The organism is Camelimonas fluminis, assembly GCF_014656355.1.
Taxonomy (GTDB): Bacteria; Pseudomonadota; Alphaproteobacteria; order Rhizobiales; family Beijerinckiaceae; genus Camelimonas; species Camelimonas fluminis.
On record NZ_BNCG01000028.1, the window covers coordinates 1 to 16354 of the forward strand.

Sequence of the window (16354 nt, forward strand, 5' to 3'; positions counted from 1 at the left end):
CGAGAGCGCCGGCGATGAACTCTACACGCTCGATCCGCAGAAGATCGCCCAGGCCATCTTGGGGTCGAATCCGGCTGAGGGCGAAATGACACCCTAAGCCTCGGCACCCTTCGGCCAGAGGTATTCGCCGGTGAGGAGGATGTGCGCCCACCCGAGCGGTGAGATATGGGCCAGCAGGTGGTCGGGCGTATCGAGCCCTTCGCGTCGCCGGGCTTCGACGGCATGGCCGAGATGCAGGGTGTTCCAGTAGACGATGACGGCGGTGAGCAGGTTGAGGCCGGCGATGCGGTAATGCTGCCCCTCTGTCGTACGGTCGCGGATCTCGCCCTGGCGACCGATCCGTAAGGCGTTCTTCAGCGCGTGGTGCGCTTCGCCCTTGTTGAGGCCGACCTGCGCGCGGCGTTGCATGCCGGCATCAAGGATCCATTCGATGATGAATAGCGTCCGTTCGATCCGGCCGACCTCGCGCAGTGCGGCCGCCAGATCGTTCTGGCGCGGATAGGCGGCGAGCTTGCGCAGGATGCGGCTTGGCGGGACCTGCCCTGCGCTCATGGTGGCTGCGCAGCGAAATAGATCGGGCCAATTGGAGACGATCAGCGCTTCGCGCGCCTTCCCGCCCACCAGCGGACGTAACTCGCTCGGCGTAGCGGCGGGATCGAACACGTAGAGCCGTTTGGACGGAAGGTCGCGGATGCGCAGCACCAGGCGGTAGCCGAGCGTGGCGCTGATCCCGAACAGATGGTCGGTGAACCCGCCAGTGTCGGCGTATTGCTCCTCGATCCGTCGCCCGGCCTCATTCATCGTCAGCCCGTCGAGCAAGTATGGGGCTTCGCTGACGGTCGCAGGGATGGTCCGCGATGCAAACGGCGCGAAGCGGTCGTTGACGTGGGTATAGGCCTTGATGCCGGGATCGTTGCCATAGCGAGCGTTGACCGTGTTCATCGCCTCGCCCTGTCGCGCGGCGGGGTAGAATTGACCATCGGCGGATGCGGTAGTGCCCATACCCCAGACCTGCGCCATCGGCAGATCGCCTTGTGCGGCGACCACATGGGTCAGCGCCTGATCGATCGCCTCGCGTTCGACGTGCCAGCGCGCGAGCCGAGAGAGTTGCCAGTAATCATGGGTGTTGGAAGCCTCGGCCATCTTGCGCAGGCCCAGGTTCAAACCCTCTGCGAGCAGGACATTGAGCAGGCCGGTCCGGTCGTCGCACGGAACGCCGGTGCGCAGGTGCGTGAAGGCCTCGGTGAAGCCGAGCGCGGCATCTACTTCGAGCAGCAGGTCGGTAATACGGACGGACGGCAGACGGCGGTAGAGATCGAGCACCAAGTCATCGATCCCATCCGGCGCGTCAGCGGTGAGGCGATCGATGCGCAGTGTGCCGTCCTCGATACTGCCTTTCGGGATCGTGCCGTTACGCGCGGCGCGACCGAGCCGGGCAAGGCCATCGGCAAGACGGGCTTTGCGATCGGCGAGCCAGACATGCGGATCAGACGGTACGGCCAGCTTCGCAGCATGCGCGACTTCCATCGACACCAGGACGTTGCGCAGGTCACCATACCGATGCGAGCGGTCGAGCCAGATGTCGCCCGAGCGTAGCGCGTCACGCAGGTGGAACATGACCGCGACCTCTCGGAGACGGGCATCATCGTCGCCCTTCGCTCGCAACTGTCTCCGCCATTTGGAATGCGGCCGCAGGAAATCGTCAGTCGCCGGGGGCGTGCCTTTGGTGGCGATGGCGGTCACCGCGTTCAGCAAGGGCCGGGCGACCGGCGCGCCTTCGAGGTCGAGGCAGCGTAGCATTCGCGGGGCATAGCGACGGAAGCGGTGATAGCCCTGATCGACATGGGCCAGCGGATCGTCGCCCAACGTGTCTGTCAACGTCCGGGCCGTAGCGGTGAGGCGGGTCAGATGCTCCCATCCCGCCGCACGCGCGATCGCATCGTCAAGCGACGCACCGTCGCCATGCGCTTCGAGCAGCGATCCGCCGAGCGCCGCGAAGCCCGCCAGCGTCGCAGTGACCCCACCCCTGCTGTCTGCGACCCGTGTGTCATGCAGTTGCTTCGCCTCGCGCCAGGTGCGGCCAACGATCCGGTCATGCGTCTCGATCACCGCATCCGCAGTCGCGGTTGCCCACTCAATGATACAGACCGCGAGGATGGCGCGACGCCGGTCGGCACTCAGATCACGCAGACCATCGGCAAAGTACCGTTCGCCCTGTCGCCGCAACCTGGCGACGCGATGCGGTGGGACTCCGGCAAGCAGGCCGGCATCGAGGTCCATCGCACGCAGGAACTCCAATCGATCGAGTAGCCGGTTCGCCGCGGCGGAATTGTTGCCCGGCTCGATCCGGCGCAGCCAGATGAAACGGCTGATCGTGCCCGGCAGCATTTCAGTGGTCAGCTCGTCGAGCCGAGCGCAGGTCGCGGAACTGAGCCGCTCGGCGATCCGCCGTTCAATCCGGCGTTCGGCCGCGACGAGCGCATCCGCGCACAACCGCTCGATAGTCGTGATCGCGGGCAGGATGGTCATAGTGTCACGGCAGCGAGCGATGAAACGCCGGGCGAGATCGTCGTTGGAGCGTGCCTGTTCGGCTTCGGCGAACAGCCATTCACGAAAAGCCTGCGCTCGCGGACCCTGTCCGGGAAACGTCCTGTACCCATATACAGAGCGCAGCACCTCCATGTGCTGCTGGCGGGTTTGGCGCCTGACGGCGTAGCGGACGAGCGTATCGCCGGCGATGCCAAGTTGAGCCCCCAGGAAGGTGGATACCGCGAGCGGGATCACTTCGCCGGGCACCAGCATCCGGCCCGGATGGCGCAGTGCGCAGAGTTGCAGGGCGAAGCCGATCCGGTTTTCCGGCCGACGCCGCCGGTCGATGTGAGCCAAGTCGTCATCCGCCAGAATGTAATGCCGCAGCAGCGACGCCTCGTCGGTCGGCAGGTCAAGCAGCGCCGACCGCTGCCGGGCGCTCAGGATGTGGCGTCTCGGCATGTGGCAGTGTCCCTGTTGAACAGAAGTCTGTTTTGGACAACACTCACCCCACGCAAATCAAGGGTTTTTGAAGCCTGATTTCAGGAAGGTTCAATTGGGACAACGCGCCGCCATCTACGCCAGGGTCTCGACCGCCGACCAGTCGTGTGAGCGGCAGCTGCGTGACCTCGCCGGTTTCGCCGAGCGTGGCGGCTATGAGGTCATCGACGTTTTCCGCGAAACCGCCTCAGGGATGAAGGCCAACCGCTCGGCGCGCGCCGAAGTGATGAAACTGGCGCAGGCCCGCCACATCGATGCGATCCTTGTCACCGAACTCAGCCGGTGGGGACGCTCGACCCAGGACCTGCTCGATACGCTGAACCGGCTGTCGGGTTGGCGGGTATCGGTAGTCGCGATGAGCGGCATGACGTTCGAGGTCGATACACCGCACGGGCGAATGATGGCTACGATGCTCGCCGGCATCGCGCAATTCGAGCGCGACATGCTGAGCGAGCGCGTTCGGTCCGGTCTCGCCGCGGCGCGGGCGCGGGGTCGCAAACTCGGGCGACAGTCCGGCGACCGCCCCAAGTCCGACCGGCTCGCCCCCAAGGTGCTGGCGCTCGTTGCCGAAGGTCGCAGCTATCGTTGGATCGCGCGCGACCTCGGCCTCAGCAAGAACACCGTCGCCGCGATCGTGGGGCGGGCGCGGTTGGACACGGCCCCTGACATTGAAATAGCAGAGTAATCAGTTTTCACCTCCCGCCCCCGCCGAGAGGGCGCCAGTCGCCCCATATCGGCCTGTCGCTGAAGCTGCCGTACATTCATCGACCAGCAGATTGGGTGCCGCTTGTCGGACGCGACGCCAGTCTAACGGGCAAACCTGCTGAACAACCCCCATCCCGCCAAGCCGGCGGCTGTACCCAGCGTACCGGCAATCAGATAAGCACCGACCGCGTTGCTCGGGGTGAACAGTCCACCCGTGACATAGCCAATGATGACGGCGCTGCTCGTGACTGCGCCGTAAATAGCTGCAACCTTCCCATGGTGGTCGGTCGGCGTTTCGTTTTGCAGCATCGTGCGTACCGCCACATTGTGCACGCTGTTGGCAACTCCGCCGAATACGAAAACCATCCCGATCAACATGATGGTGGCCGCGCCGACCAAAGCGGCGCTGCCGATCACCAGCATGGTTACGCCAATCATAGTGGCCGCAACGAAAGCCAAAGGAGCAGGTCGGCGCATCGGCCGCGCACCTGCCGCGAGAGCGCCCAGGATCATGCCGGCGGCCCAGCAAGCGGTTACCAGGCCAAATGCGAGGGGGCCTTGCTTCAGCGTCACTGTGATCAGGAACACGAATGCTACATCTGCGATGGCAGAGGCAAAGACCTCCAAAGCCAGCGATCCTGTCATCACCGTGATCCGCCGGTTGCGGAGGATCGGCCAGTACTCGGCGAGCAATGTACGAGGTTCCTGCTCATCCGGCGCTATCGGCCGGCGCAAGCCGCTGGCCAGGATCACGGTGGCGAGCAAGACGTAGCTGGCAGCATCAATGAGCAAAGCACTGCGCGCGCCGATCCACGCAATCAGGATACCGCCCGCTACCGGACCTGCAAGCATCCCAACACCGCGCACAAGCTCAAGCACGGAATTCGCGCGGCTGAGCGGCATGCCAAGTGCTGTCGCCAGTACGGGTATAAGCGCGAAGGTCGCCGTTCCGCTGATGGCGAAGCAGATGCTGAGCACGCTTGCGCCAACGAGCGTCGGCAACATCGCCGTGTTGCCGGCAATCCAGGCGAGAAGCGCCGCTTGTGCTAGGCCGGTGACGACAAGTATTCTGCCAGCATCACGCCTATCGACAAAGCGACCGATGAACGGAGCAGCGATTAAACCAGGTAGCAGCTGCGCAATCAGCAGCATGGGCACGGCAAAACGCGTCTCGTTCTCGGCAGCCCGAAACATCAGAGTGATGAGGGAGATCTCGTCACCAATGGTGGAGACAGTTAAGGTCACCAGCACAAGCCAGCCCCAGCCCGATCTGATCCGTACAGCTACCGTCCCGGGTCCCTCCATAACAGGCATTTGTCTGAGGCCGGGTGCTGAAGCAACTTATTTGCCCGGCGGGCGCTCGACCGGAAGATATTCAGGGCAGTGCTTCCGCAAAGCCCGCTGCGTACAGAAAAACCGGGCGAACTCGAGATGGCAGCGAGTAGAGGATCGCTGTCGGAAAGCCACCAGTCCGTTCTCCAGCCAAACCCGGCCATTTCGCTTAGGGTGTCATTTCGCCCTCAGCCGGAACCGACCCCAGGTCGCTCAGTGCAGCACCGAAGTCAGACCACTCCTCATCCGGTACATGCGGTTCTTGATCCGGTTGTTCCGACACGCGACAGCCCTTGCTCGATCGAACCAGGGCGCCGTTTATACACCGACTGGTTTACTTACTCGAAAACGCCACCTCTCCCGGGTTGTTCCACTCCTCCGTGATGAGGCCCGATAGGCGAACAAGCGCGTGATAGGTCAAGGGCGGGGATCCGGATATGCGGAAGGCTGGGCAGCCGGAGGTCAGCGCCTCTATCTGCTCGCGAACCAGGCCCAGGCTGCTGGCAGCACCGCAGACGCCATCATCATTGCGCCGACAACATCATGGTCGCGCTGAAGGATCGCGCCGGCGACAAGCAGTCCGGCTGACAGGATGTTGGGATCGGCGCGCCGGGGCGACGTCGGCGTTGGGGAAACCGCGCCTCCCTGTAATTCGATCGGCAGCGCGCCCGACCGCGCAACCCGCTCGGCGAAGGCCACCAGCTCGGGCGAGGCGGCGGCCAGACGGCCAAGGCTCGTCGCCAGCCGGCGTCCGCCCCGCTTGAGGCCGGCCGGGCCGATCCGCTCCCGCAGCAGTTCGCGCGCGATCGGCGCGGCGCGCGCCGCAATGTCGAAGCCAGGATCGAGCCGTCGCACGAACCCTTCGGCGATCAGCAGGGTGCGCAGCAGCAGGGCGAGGTCGGGTGGCAGCGCCAGGCGGTACGTTCGTAGCAGCGCGAAGACGCGTCCGAAGATGTCGGCCAGCTCGATCTGCTGAAGTACCGCCCCGCGGAACTGGCCGATCAGCGCGTCGAGGTCGCGGGTCAGCGCCTGGCGATCGACGTCGGTCTCGCCCGACCATTGCAGCAGCACGTCCGTCACCGATCGCGTGTCCTCGCCGGCGATGGCGAGGACGAGCGTGACCACCTCATTCCGCCGGGCGGGGCTGAGCACGCCAACGGCTCCGAAGTCGATAAACGCCAGAGAGCCATCGGCCAGGACGAAGACGTTGCCGGGATGGGGGTCCGCGTGGAACCGGCCGTTGAAGATTATCATCCGCAATACCGCATCGGCATATCTGCCGGCGACACCCGCACCGCCCTCACCCACCCCGTCGAGGATTTCGCGGACCGGCATGCCGTCAAGCCGCTCCTGCACGTTGATACGGCGGCCGACCTGATCCCAGTAGAAGGCCGGCGTCCGGACGCCGAGCGGCTGCAGGAACGCGCCGATGCTCTCGCAGGCTGCCGCTTCTGCGCTGAGGTCCATTTCCTGCGACAAGCTCTCCGCAAAGAATCGGAGCAGTTCGTCGGGCTTGAGGCGGCGGATCTCCGGTGAGTGCCGGGCCGCGAGCCGCGCGATGCGGCGGAGCAGCCGTAGGTCGGCATCGACGCGTTCCGCAATCCCCGGCCGGCGTACCTTGACCACAACCTCGGTTCCGTCGCGCAAGGTTGCAGCATGAACCTGCGCAATCGACGCCGCCGCGATCGGCTCGCGGTTGAAGTTCGCGAACACATCAGCGATCGGGGAGCCGAGCGCGGCCAGGATCGTCGGCTCCAGCGCCTCGAACGGCAGCGGGGTCACGCGATCCTGCAGCGTCGACAGCGCCCGCACCCATTCCGGCCCGAGCAGGTCCTCGCGGGTGGCTAGCACTTGCCCCAGCTTGACTGCGACAGGTCCAAGGTCCCGCAGCAGCGCGACGACCCGCTCGGGCGTACCGACGTCCACTGGCTGCTCCGAGCGACCGGGCAGCAGGCCCAGGCGCGAGGCGAGCCCGTTCAGCCCATGGCGCCCCATGATCTGGATGAGCTCGGCCAGCCGCGCGCGCTCACCGATTTGAGACTCGTCGTCGGTGGTGGGCATCACGCGCTGCAACCATCCTCCTGCCGCGGGCGGCAGCCATCGAGGAACAGGTCGATGCCGCGTGAAATGCGATCCCGCGCTGCCTCGTCGTATGCTGGAGGAGACAGCCCCAGCGCTGCGCGGCGCATGGGTGCGACCACGACGAGCGTGACGAACTGCTCGGCAGCGAACACGGGGTCCGCCAGCGACAGTTCTCCCTTCGCATCGGCGTGGGCGAGGATCGACGCCACCCATTGGACGGCCCGCTGGTAACCGAAGTCATGGATGTTCGCCGCTAGCGCGGGAAAGCGCACGGCTTGCGCAATGACGACGCGTTCCATGGAGGCGATCCGGGGTGTCAGAAGCCACTCGAGCAGGCGATCGGCGATCACGCGAAGGCGCGATCCGATGTCCGGCTCGTCGCTGCCGGAGGGTTCGAGCGCGCGCAGCTGCGTGTCGATCTCATCGAGGATCACCGCCTCGAACACGCGGGCCTTGCTACCGAAGCGCGCGTACAGGGTCCGCTTGGAGATGCGCGCCTGTTCGGCAATCATGTCGGCACTGGCACCGTCGAAACCGTGTTCGAAGAACAGCTCGCGAGCGCTCTTGAGGATGTGCGATGTCAGGCGGAGCGCGTCCTCGGTGGTCGGTCTGCCCATCTTCCTCGGGCGCCGGCGTTTCTTTTCGTCATCACTCAATCTCGTTCTCCTGGATCGAGGGTAGCGCGATCCGGACCCGTTTACGAGAAATCAAGCCGAGAGGGGCGGTTGCTTGCCTCCCGCCCGCTCTCGGGCGAGGGCTCATCGATTGTTCCGTGGTTGTTCACCGCCGTGACGTCGGCTTGTAGGTCGGGAGAGACGGAGCACCCACTCCCAGCCCCTCCTGATCGATGCGGGCCGCCGTTTCCCTGACGCCGCCAACCTTGTTCCTTGCTGAACGAACCGTCTCGGCCAGCTTGGACTGCTCGGTGGTGGTGTCGCGTATTGTAGGCCGAATAGCCTCGACGCGAGCCGTGAACCGCTCGGATCCGTCACGGGCGTTCAGCAACGCGCGATTCGCTCTGGTGAGAATAGTCGCGCCGCGATCCTCCAGAACGCCTCCCAGCCGTTCGGCGCTGTCGCCGGATCGCTGCAAGGCGTTCCCCACGGCCACGACACGCCCGCGCGTGCCGGTAAGCGCGTCGGACGCCGCTCCCGCCTTGTCCGACCAGCCCGCGGAGCTCTCCGCCAGCGCCGCCAGCCGATCGCTGGCGCGCTGCTGCTGAGCGGCATCAAGGTTGCGCGACACGGAATCGATTGTCTGGCTGATCTTCTCCACGAGTGCGACGGGATCCCCTCCCCCGCCAAGAAGCCCACCTTCCTTGGCGGGGATGATGGGGAGCTCGCCGTCGCTCCTCGCAACAATCCGGGGCGCACCGGATGTCGCGCCGTCGAGACTGATGTTCGCCGTTCCCGCCAGCGCCGATCGCGCGATCGTCGCCTTTACGCCTGCGACGATCGGAGTCCTCGGTTCGAGGCTGACGGTGACGAGAACCGCTGACGGATCATCTTTGTCGAAACGTATGGACGTGACATGGCCCGCCGGGACGCCCGAGAAGGTCACTGGCGATCCCTTTTCCAGGCCGGCGACGCTCCCGGTGAAACGGATCAGATAGGGGTTTCCGTCTCCATTGCGTGCATCAAACAGCCAAAGGGTAAAGACGAGGAGCGTGCCCAGCAGAAGGCTGGTGACCGCGAGCACAAGGAATTTGTTGGATTGCGTTTCCATCTCAAGACGCAGGCATTAAAGCGGAGACAAAGGTAAGTAAACCGTACCGTTTCTGATCCGGCTGGCGTGTGGGTGCAGTGCGGATCAGTAAGGGTCAGGGCAAGGAGGGGTTTGTGGCTGGAGACTGGAGCCTGCAACCAGGAAGCATACCATGGGGCAATAGGCTTGGCCTTGAGGTGGTTTCTATCGGCGATGGCCTCAGCTCGCTGCGGGTCGGTTGGCGTCGGGAGCTGGCGGACGAGGACGAGGTTCTCGCAACCGGCGTGTTGACGAGCCTCATCGATCAGGCCTGCGGCGTTGCCGTGATGTCCCGATTGGGCAGACGGCTGGCGATCTCCACCCTTAACCTGAAGGTGGACCATGTGCGATCCGCCGAGGCGAGATGCCCCGCGACGGCGTGGGCTCACTGCTACGACGCGACCGAGCACCGTGCGTTCGTACGCGCCGAAGTCTGGGATACAGATCCGTCTCACCTGATCGCGACTGCCCAAGGCGTCTTTTCGATCAATCGGGCTGTCGCCCCATGAACGAAGGCGCGATCGGGGCCAGTACCGGGCGGAACGGCTTTGCGAAGCTACTCGGTACCATGATGACGCAAAGCGGTGAAACGTTCACGCTGATCCCCACGGAGGAGCTTGTCGGGAATCCCATTCTGCCCGCCTTGCATGGAGGCGCGATCGCGTCCTTTCTTGAGCTGGCCGCACAGCTTGCTCTCTCCCGCACACTCTCGCCAGGGCAGTCCTGCCGGCTGATCAGCATGAACCTTCAATTTCTCGCCCCGGTCAGACTGGGCGCAGTCAGCACGACGCCGACGCTGGTGCGCGTAGGGCGTCGTGTCGCAGTGGTGCATGCCGAAGGCGTCGAGCGAAACGGAACCGGAAAACTGTGCCTTGCGCAGCTGGAATTCGCCGTCGGACAATCCTCCGGAGACGAGGATCACACCCGACATTCCTGATTGGTTCAGCGGGCCGATCTCCAGAGAGCAAGGATGCTTCTGAGCGCCGTCGCGAAGGCGAGCGGCTCATCCAGCATCAGGTGATGGCGCGCGTTGGGCACCGCGACGATCGGGATCGCGCCGGCTCCCAGTTCGCGCAGATATGCCGCGGAATCCCTGCCGAAGAGCGCGCTGTGCTCGCCGTAGATGATTGCCAGCCGACCGGGCGCCGCGGCGACACGGCGACCCATCGTCATCCATTCGTCCGCCGAGTTGCCGCGCGCGAACACCGCGGGCGAGAACTTCCACGTCCACGCGTCCCCGTCCCGCCGGAGCGAATGATAGGCCATGTAGTCCATCAGGAACGGCTCACCCGCGGGCTGTGGCGGCGCGAGCACGTAGCGCGCGCGTGCGGTCGGGTAATCGGGATACCGGCTGGCGGGCTTGTTCGGGTCGCCCGAGCCGGGGCTGCCGCGTCCGCCACGCCAGTAGGCGGCAAGCGCCTCCGGCCGCATGATCATCAGGTCGCAGATGATCGCGCCCGCGAACCGTTCGGCCGCGATCGTCATCGCGGTCACCGCGACCCCCGCGCCGAAGCTGTGGCCGATGATCACGGGCGGCGCAGCACCGTCGAACAGCCCGGTCGCCTCCGCCACCGCGATCATCTCGCGCCCGCGGCCGTCACCATCGATCCCCACGCGCGCGTCGCTGTCGCCCATGCCCGCAAGATCATAGGCGACCACATGGTAGTCCGCGGCGAGCAACGGCGCGATAAACGCCCAGCAGCGCGCATGGGCAAGAAAGCCGTGCGCCATGAGCACGCCCGGCTTTGCGCGGTCGCCCCAGCGCAGGTAGTGGATCTGCGCGCCCTCTACGGTGACGAAGCCTTCTTCCCGCGGAACGGCCAGCGCATCGACGAACCAGTCCGGCAGGTGCGACCCGTCCTCGGCCCATATCGGGTCGATGTCCGACGATCCGGTAGCCTCGGCGGCGCTCATGCCGACAGCCGGAAACCGCTATAGCCCGCCTCGGCGACCGCATCGCAGATCTCGGCATAGCCGACCACAGACGGATAGTTGAGTAGCTGACGCGGTTTGCCTGGGATGTTCGCTCCCATGTACCAGGAATCGGCCCTGGGAAAGAGCGTCATGGCGGCGATCTCGTCGATGTGGCGCGCCCATGCCGCGTGCGCGTCCGGCTCGGCCTCGAAGCGGGACCACCCGCCCGTGCGCAGATGCTCGAGGAACCGGATGACCCAGTCACCCTGCACCTCCGCGGCAGTCGGACCATTGGAGAAGCCGGACGGGCTCTGCGGGCCGTAGAGGAACACCATGTTAGGGAAGCCCGAAACCGCGTAGCCGAGATGCGTGCGTGCGCCTTCGCCCCACGCGTGCGCCAGCGTCGCCCCGCCGCGCCCGCGAATGTCCATCTGCATCAGCCCTCCCGTCACTGCGTCGAAACCGGTCGCGAGCACCAGGACGTCGTGTCGGCGCTCACCGACGCTCGTGGCTATGCCGTCGGGCAGGATCCGTTCGATCGGCTCTTCCCGCAGGTCGACGAGTTCGACGTTCGGCTGGTTGAAGATGTCGTAATAAGTCTGCTCGAGCGACGGCCGCTTGACCCCGAACGGATGCGGCGGGTCGCTGGGTGCGAGCTTCTCCTGCAACGCTGGGTCGGTGATCCGCTCGCGCACCTTGTCTCGCCAGAAATCGTAGGCCAGCCGGTTGGCGCGCTCGTCCACCAGGATGTCGGCGTAGTTGCCGACCCAATAGTGGAAGCCGCCCGCCGCCCACAGCCGCTCGAACGCCGCGGTGCGCTCCTCGCTTGACACCTCGAGCGCGGACTGGTCGAGCCGCAGGATCTCGAACCCGCCGCTGCTCAGTCGGCGTTGACGGAAGATCTCGGGGTAACCGGGCTTGGCCTGCTCCTGCTCAGCCGCGGTCAATGGGCGCTGGCGCATCGGCAGAGCCAGTATAGGTGTGCGCTGGTAGATCGTCAGCTGCGCAGCCTCGCGTGCCGCCTCCTGAGCGACCTGCACACCGCTCGCGCCGGTCCCGATGATCGCGACGCGCTTGCCGCCAAAGTCGATGCCCTCCTGCGGCCAGTGGGCGGTGTGGTGGGCCGGGCCGGCAAAGCTGTCGAGTCCCGAAAGTGACGGGATGTACGCCTTGGCCGCAAAGCCGGTACACGGTAGCAGATAGCGGGTGGTCAGCCGCTCTCCATCGGCGAGTTCCACTCGCCAGAAGCCGGCATGTTCGTCGAACACGGCGGAGCGCATCCTGACGCCGAGCGTCATTGCAGGCCAGAGGTCGAGAACGTCGCAGGCATGTCGGAAATAGCGACGCAACTCGCGCCAGCCTGGGAAGCGTTCCGACCAGGTCCAGTCGCGCCACACCCGCTCGTCCGAGAACTCGTAGATCGGAACATGCGAATCGACTCGCGCGCCAGGGTAGCAGTTCCAGTACCAGATGCCGCCCGGCTCCGCCGCCGCATCCACCAGCCGAACGTTGAAGCCGTTCTCGCGCAACTTCCCGAGCAGGTAGATCCCGCTGAAGCCCGCGCCGATCACCAGCGCGTCGATGTCGGGCACGCCCGTCATCGCGCAGCGACTGCCGCGACGGCGATGTCGGTCGCCGCCTTGTAATCCGCCTTGCCGTTCGGCGCGCGCAGCGGTCGGTCCGTGACGACGATCGCTTTGGGCGTCTTGTAGCCGGCGAGCGCGGCGCGCACGTGAGCGCGCACCGCCGCCTCGTCTACTGTCGCCCCCGGTGCGGCATGGACCACCGCCGTCACCGCCTGGCCCCATTTCTCGTCGGGCACGCCGACCACAAGCGCGTCCGCGACCGCTGGATGCGTCTTCAGCACCTCCTCCACCTCTTCCGGATAGACCTTCTCACCCGCCGTGTTGATGCACACGCTGCCGCGCCCGAGCAGCGTCAGCGTCCCGTCCGCGGCGACGGTGCACCAGTCGCCAGGCATCGAGTAACGGACGCCGTTGATGGTGCGGAACGTCTTCGCGCTTTTCTCCGGATCCTTGTAGTAGCCGATCGGGATCGCGCCCTTACGCGCGATGAAACCGGGCGTGCCGCTGCCCGGCACGACCGGCCGGTCATGCTCGTCGAACACGTCGCACAGCCCGCCGATGGTGAAGCGTGCGGTCGCCGTCTCGCCCGCCGCGCTGGTGACCGACAGGCCGAACCCCAGCCCTTCCGACGCGCCGAAGCTGTCCATCAGCACGACTTGCGGGATGTGCCGGATCAACCCAGCCTTCACCTCGCGGCTCCACATCACCCCGGATGAAACGATCGTGACGAGGCTGGACGTGTCGTAGCGCCCGGGCGCGGCATCCAGCGCGGCCAGCATCGGCTTGGCGAAGGCGTCGCCGACGATCGCGATCGATTCGACGCGGTCGCGATCGACCGACCGCCACAGCTCGTCGGCATCGAACGATTCACCGCCGAGCGTCACGATGCAGCCGCCGCTCATCAGCGTGCCGATGGACGTGATGAAGCCGGTGCCGTGCATCATCGGGCAGGCGGGCATCGTACGCCGGCCCGGTCCGTCGCGCGCGGTCAGCGCCGCGGTTTCTGCAAGGTCGGCGGGCGTCGGCCCCATCAGCCGCTGCGCGTCGAGTTGCGCCTCGCGCATGTCGGTGTGCCGCCACATCACGCCCTTCGGCATCCCCGTCGTGCCGCCGGTGTAGATGAACAACTCGTCGTCGGGCGAGCGCGCGATGCCGAGCGGCGCGCCGTCGCCCTCCCGCGCGAGCGCCTCGTAGGGCAGCGCGAACGAGGCGCGCTCCGCCTCAGGACCGATCTCCACGAAGGTGTGCACCTTGCCGAGCCGGCCGTGCAGCTCCTCGATGCAGGCGCGGAACTCGGCGCTGTAGACCACGACCTCGCTGTCGCTGTCGTCGAAGATGTAGAACACCTCGTCGGGCCGATAGCGGTAGTTGATGTTGACGTGGGTCAGGCGTCCCTTGAAGCACGCCGCCATCAGCTCGCCGTATTCGGGCCGGTTGCGCATATAGAAGGCGACCTTGGCGCCCGGTCCCGCGCCCCGCGCACGCAGCGCCCGCGCGATGTTGTTTGAACGGCGCGCCATCTCGGGCCAGGTGATGACCCGGTCGCCGTGGATCAGCGCGGGGGCGTTGTGGGGCATTACGGGCTCGATCGCGTCGAGGATGTCGCCCAGGTTCCACTGCGTCATGCCTGCTGCTCCTCGTCTCAGGCGGCGCGTTTGCCCCAGCCCTGCAGCGCGGCCGCCTCCGCGCGCACGATCTCCGGCCCGCCGAGCAACTGCCGGTCGAAGCCGATGCGCTTGAACCAGTAATGGAGGCCGAGCAGGTCGGTGAACCCCATCCCGCCGTGGACCTCCGTGGCGGTACGCGCGACGAATCGGCCCACCTCCCCGGTGTGAGACTTGGCATGACATGCCATCAGCAAAGCCTCATCCGGGACCGCGTCGAACGCATGCGCCGCGTACCAGACGAGCGATCGGCACGGCTCCAGCCGCGCCGCCATCTCGGCGCACATGTGCTTGACCGCCTGGAAGCTGCCGATGACGCGCCCGAACTGCTCGCGCTCCCCGGCATAATCGACCGCCCGCGCGATCATCACGTCGCCCGCGCCCACGCTGTCCGCCGCGAGCAGCACGCGGCCCGCGGCGACAAGCCGGTTGGCGGTCCCGCCGTCGTCCTCGCCGAGCGGCTCGGCCGCGACGCCGTCGAGCCGCAACTCTCCCACCGACCGCGTGAGGTCGATCGTGGACAGCGGAAGGCGTTCGAGCCCGTCCGCCTCGCCGGCGACCAGATGCAATTGGCCGCCCTGGTCGGCGATGACAAAGGCATCGGCGTCGGCGCTGTCGAGCACGAACAGCGCGGAGCCGCTGAGCGTGCCGTCCGCGGCCGTGACGCCGCCGCCGTCGCGACGGTTGACGACCTCGGTCAGCCCGACGCCGAAGCGCGCGCTGCCGTCGGCAATGCGCGGCAGCCAGCGCGCCTGCTGCGCCGGCGTGCCGGCAAGCCGCAGCGCAAGCGGGGCGAGGACGCAGCGCGCCACGAACGGCACCGGCGCCACCGCTGCGCCGAGCGCCTCCGCCACTACTAAGGCATCGAGCAGGCCCAGGCCGAGGCCGCCGTGCTCCTCGAGCACCATGATGCCGGAAAGGCCAAGCTCGGACAGCGCCGCCACCACCGCCGCACTGACGGCATGGCCGCCCTCCGCGACCTCGCGGACGTGATCGAGCGGGCAATGTTCGCGCAGCAGCCGATCGACCGCGTCGCGCAGCATCCGCTGCTCGGGGGAAAGACCGAAATCCATCTATGCCGCCTCCGCCTTGGGTGCGCGCGCGTGCTCCAGCTTCGGCTCGCGCGGCATGCCGAGCCCCCGCTCGGCGATGATGTTCTTCTGGATCTGCGCGGTGCCGCCGCCGACGATGAGGCCGAGCTGGAACATGTAGTTCCACTGCCAGCTTCCGCCCGCCCGCTCGCGCCGGCTGCCGCCGTACAGCAGGCCGAGCTCCCCCATGGCGTCGATCGCCAGCGCCGAGATCTGGTGCGCCAGTTCGCACGACTGGAGCTTGACGATCAGCTTGGCGAGGCCGCCGGGTTCGCCCTTCAGCGAATTGGACAGCAGCCGCAGGCCGTTGAACTTCATCGCCGCGACTTCGGCCTGCAGCGCCACCAGCCGGTCGCACAATGCCGCGTTGTCGATCGCGCGCACGCCGTCGATCCGTTCATCGTGCATCAGCTGCACGAGCGCGGCGAGGCGATTCTCCAGCGCCGCCGGGTCGCCCAGCATGCCACGCTCGTAACCGAGCGTGGCGTTGGCCACCATCCAGCCCTGCCCGCGCTGGCCGACGATCTGGTCCACGGGCACGCGCACGTCGGTGAAGAAGGTTTCGTTGAACTCGGCGTGGCCCGTCATCGTGCGCAGCGGGCGCACCTCGATCCCGGGTGTTTTCATGGAGAAGATGAGGTAGCTGATCCCCGCATGCTTGGGCGCGTCCGCTTCCGTCCGCACGAGGCAGAAGATCATGTCCGCCTGATGCGCGGTGCTGGTCCAGATCTTCTGCCCGTTGATGACGAACTCGCCGTTCTCCTCGCGCGCGCTGGTGCGCAGCGCCGCCAGATCAGAGCCCGCGCCCGGTTCCGAATACCCCTGGCACCAGACGATCTCGCCGCGCAGCGTCGGCGCGATCCAGCGGCGCTTCTGCTCCTCCGTGCCGAGCTCGAGCAGCGTCGGAACGAGCATCGAGATGCCCTGGTTCGACAGCCCGCCCGGCACGCCCGCCGCGGCGAACTCCTCGGCGATGATGCGCGAGGTGAGGATGTCGGGTTCGGCGCCGAAGCCGCCATATTCGCGCGGAATGGTGCGCGCGGTGTAGCCGTGTTCGAGCAGCAGCTGCTGCCACGCGACCGCGTCCGCCCCGGCGCGCTGCGCCGCGCCGGGCGCGGCCGGGGCACGGTGGCGGTTCTCGGCGATGAACGCGCGCAGCTCATCGCGGAACGCCTCGTATTCCGGGCCGTAACTCAGGTCCATCGGT

Annotated in this window: 13 protein-coding genes; 3 read left to right on the forward strand and 10 right to left on the reverse strand. The window is 66.6% G+C overall.

The window, feature by feature from the left end:
- Positions 1–93: 93 nt before the first annotated feature.
- Entirely contained in the window at positions 94–2991 is a 2898-nt protein-coding gene (locus IE243_RS18530) for a Tn3 family transposase (RefSeq protein ID WP_191320872.1), read from the reverse strand.
- Positions 2992–3058: 67 nt separating this feature from the next.
- On the opposite strand from IE243_RS18530, the gene IE243_RS18535 reads away from it, so the two are divergent.
- Positions 3059–3715 carry a recombinase family protein gene (locus IE243_RS18535; RefSeq protein WP_231733182.1) on the forward strand — a complete coding sequence of 219 codons (657 nt, stop codon included), beginning with the start codon at positions 3059–3061 and terminating at the stop codon, positions 3713–3715.
- Positions 3716–3837: 122 nt separating this feature from the next.
- Here IE243_RS18535 and IE243_RS18540 read toward each other — a convergent pair whose 3' ends face one another.
- The 4 genes from IE243_RS18540 to IE243_RS18555 form a co-directional block, all read right to left on the reverse strand.
- Complete coding sequence (locus tag IE243_RS18540) at positions 3838–4986, reverse strand: MFS transporter (protein ID WP_210319905.1); 1149 nt, start codon at positions 4984–4986, stop codon at positions 3838–3840.
- 552 nt (positions 4987–5538) lie between these two features.
- The gene (locus IE243_RS18545; protein WP_244643256.1) at positions 5539–7131 is read right to left on the reverse strand and encodes an ABC1 kinase family protein; all 1593 of its coding nucleotides are present in this window, start codon (positions 7129–7131) and stop codon (positions 5539–5541) included.
- Complete coding sequence (locus IE243_RS18550) at positions 7128–7805, reverse strand: TetR/AcrR family transcriptional regulator (protein WP_210319907.1); 678 nt, start codon at positions 7803–7805, stop codon at positions 7128–7130. Before IE243_RS18550 ends, IE243_RS18545 begins: the two co-directional genes overlap by 4 nt.
- A gap of 124 nt (positions 7806–7929) precedes the next feature.
- Positions 7930–8874, reverse strand: coding sequence for an MlaD family protein (locus IE243_RS18555; protein WP_191320873.1), 945 nt, complete (start codon positions 8872–8874; stop codon positions 7930–7932).
- A gap of 113 nt (positions 8875–8987) precedes the next feature.
- Here IE243_RS18555 and IE243_RS18560 point away from each other — a divergent pair, with 113 nt between their 5' ends.
- Positions 8988–9401 carry a PaaI family thioesterase gene (locus tag IE243_RS18560; protein WP_191320874.1) on the forward strand — a complete coding sequence of 138 codons (414 nt, stop codon included), beginning with the start codon at positions 8988–8990 and terminating at the stop codon, positions 9399–9401.
- Positions 9398–9829, forward strand: coding sequence for a PaaI family thioesterase (locus IE243_RS18565; protein ID WP_052742494.1), 432 nt, complete (start codon positions 9398–9400; stop codon positions 9827–9829). The genes IE243_RS18560 and IE243_RS18565 overlap by 4 nt, the downstream gene beginning before the upstream one ends.
- 5 nt (positions 9830–9834) lie before the next feature.
- Here IE243_RS18565 and IE243_RS18570 read toward each other — a convergent pair whose 3' ends face one another.
- The 5 genes from IE243_RS18570 to IE243_RS18590 are packed head-to-tail and all read right to left on the reverse strand — an operon-like array spanning position 9835 to position 16350.
- Positions 9835–10806 (reverse strand): alpha/beta fold hydrolase, encoded by a 972-nt coding sequence (locus IE243_RS18570; RefSeq protein WP_046408737.1) that lies wholly within the window; start codon positions 10804–10806, stop codon positions 9835–9837.
- Positions 10803–12407, reverse strand: a complete 1605-nt coding sequence (locus IE243_RS18575; RefSeq protein WP_191320875.1) for a flavin-containing monooxygenase — start codon at positions 12405–12407, stop codon at positions 10803–10805. Before IE243_RS18575 ends, IE243_RS18570 begins: the two co-directional genes overlap by 4 nt.
- Positions 12404–14017 (reverse strand): acyl-CoA synthetase, encoded by a 1614-nt coding sequence (locus tag IE243_RS18580; RefSeq protein ID WP_191320876.1) that lies wholly within the window; start codon positions 14015–14017, stop codon positions 12404–12406. The genes IE243_RS18575 and IE243_RS18580 overlap by 4 nt, the downstream gene beginning before the upstream one ends.
- A gap of 17 nt (positions 14018–14034) precedes the next feature.
- Positions 14035–15129: an acyl-CoA dehydrogenase family protein gene (locus tag IE243_RS18585; RefSeq protein WP_191320877.1), complete on the reverse strand. Its 1095-nt coding sequence runs from the start codon at positions 15127–15129 to the stop codon at positions 14035–14037.
- The gene (locus tag IE243_RS18590; RefSeq protein ID WP_191320878.1) at positions 15130–16350 is read right to left on the reverse strand and encodes an acyl-CoA dehydrogenase family protein; all 1221 of its coding nucleotides are present in this window, start codon (positions 16348–16350) and stop codon (positions 15130–15132) included. It lies immediately after the preceding gene.
- Between the last annotated feature and the right edge of the window lie 4 nt (positions 16351–16354).

What these genes read in the sequence shown, in the direction of transcription:
- IE243_RS18575 (WP_191320875.1), bottom strand. Translation starts at nt 12,407, where the DNA reads ATGACGGGCGTGCCCGACATCGACGCGCTGGTGATCGGCGCGGGCTTC.
- IE243_RS18555 (WP_191320873.1), bottom strand. Translation starts at nt 8,874, where the DNA reads ATGGAAACGCAATCCAACAAATTCCTTGTGCTCGCGGTCACCAGCCTT.
- IE243_RS18530 (WP_191320872.1), bottom strand. Translation starts at nt 2,991, where the DNA reads ATGCCGAGACGCCACATCCTGAGCGCCCGGCAGCGGTCGGCGCTGCTT.
- IE243_RS18585 (WP_191320877.1), bottom strand. Translation starts at nt 15,129, where the DNA reads ATGGATTTCGGTCTTTCCCCCGAGCAGCGGATGCTGCGCGACGCGGTC.
- IE243_RS18570 (WP_046408737.1), bottom strand. Translation starts at nt 10,806, where the DNA reads ATGAGCGCCGCCGAGGCTACCGGATCGTCGGACATCGACCCGATATGG.
- IE243_RS18580 (WP_191320876.1), bottom strand. Translation starts at nt 14,017, where the DNA reads ATGACGCAGTGGAACCTGGGCGACATCCTCGACGCGATCGAGCCCGTA.
- IE243_RS18565 (WP_052742494.1), top strand. Translation starts at nt 9,398, where the DNA reads ATGAACGAAGGCGCGATCGGGGCCAGTACCGGGCGGAACGGCTTTGCG.
- IE243_RS18590 (WP_191320878.1), bottom strand. Translation starts at nt 16,350, where the DNA reads ATGGACCTGAGTTACGGCCCGGAATACGAGGCGTTCCGCGATGAGCTG.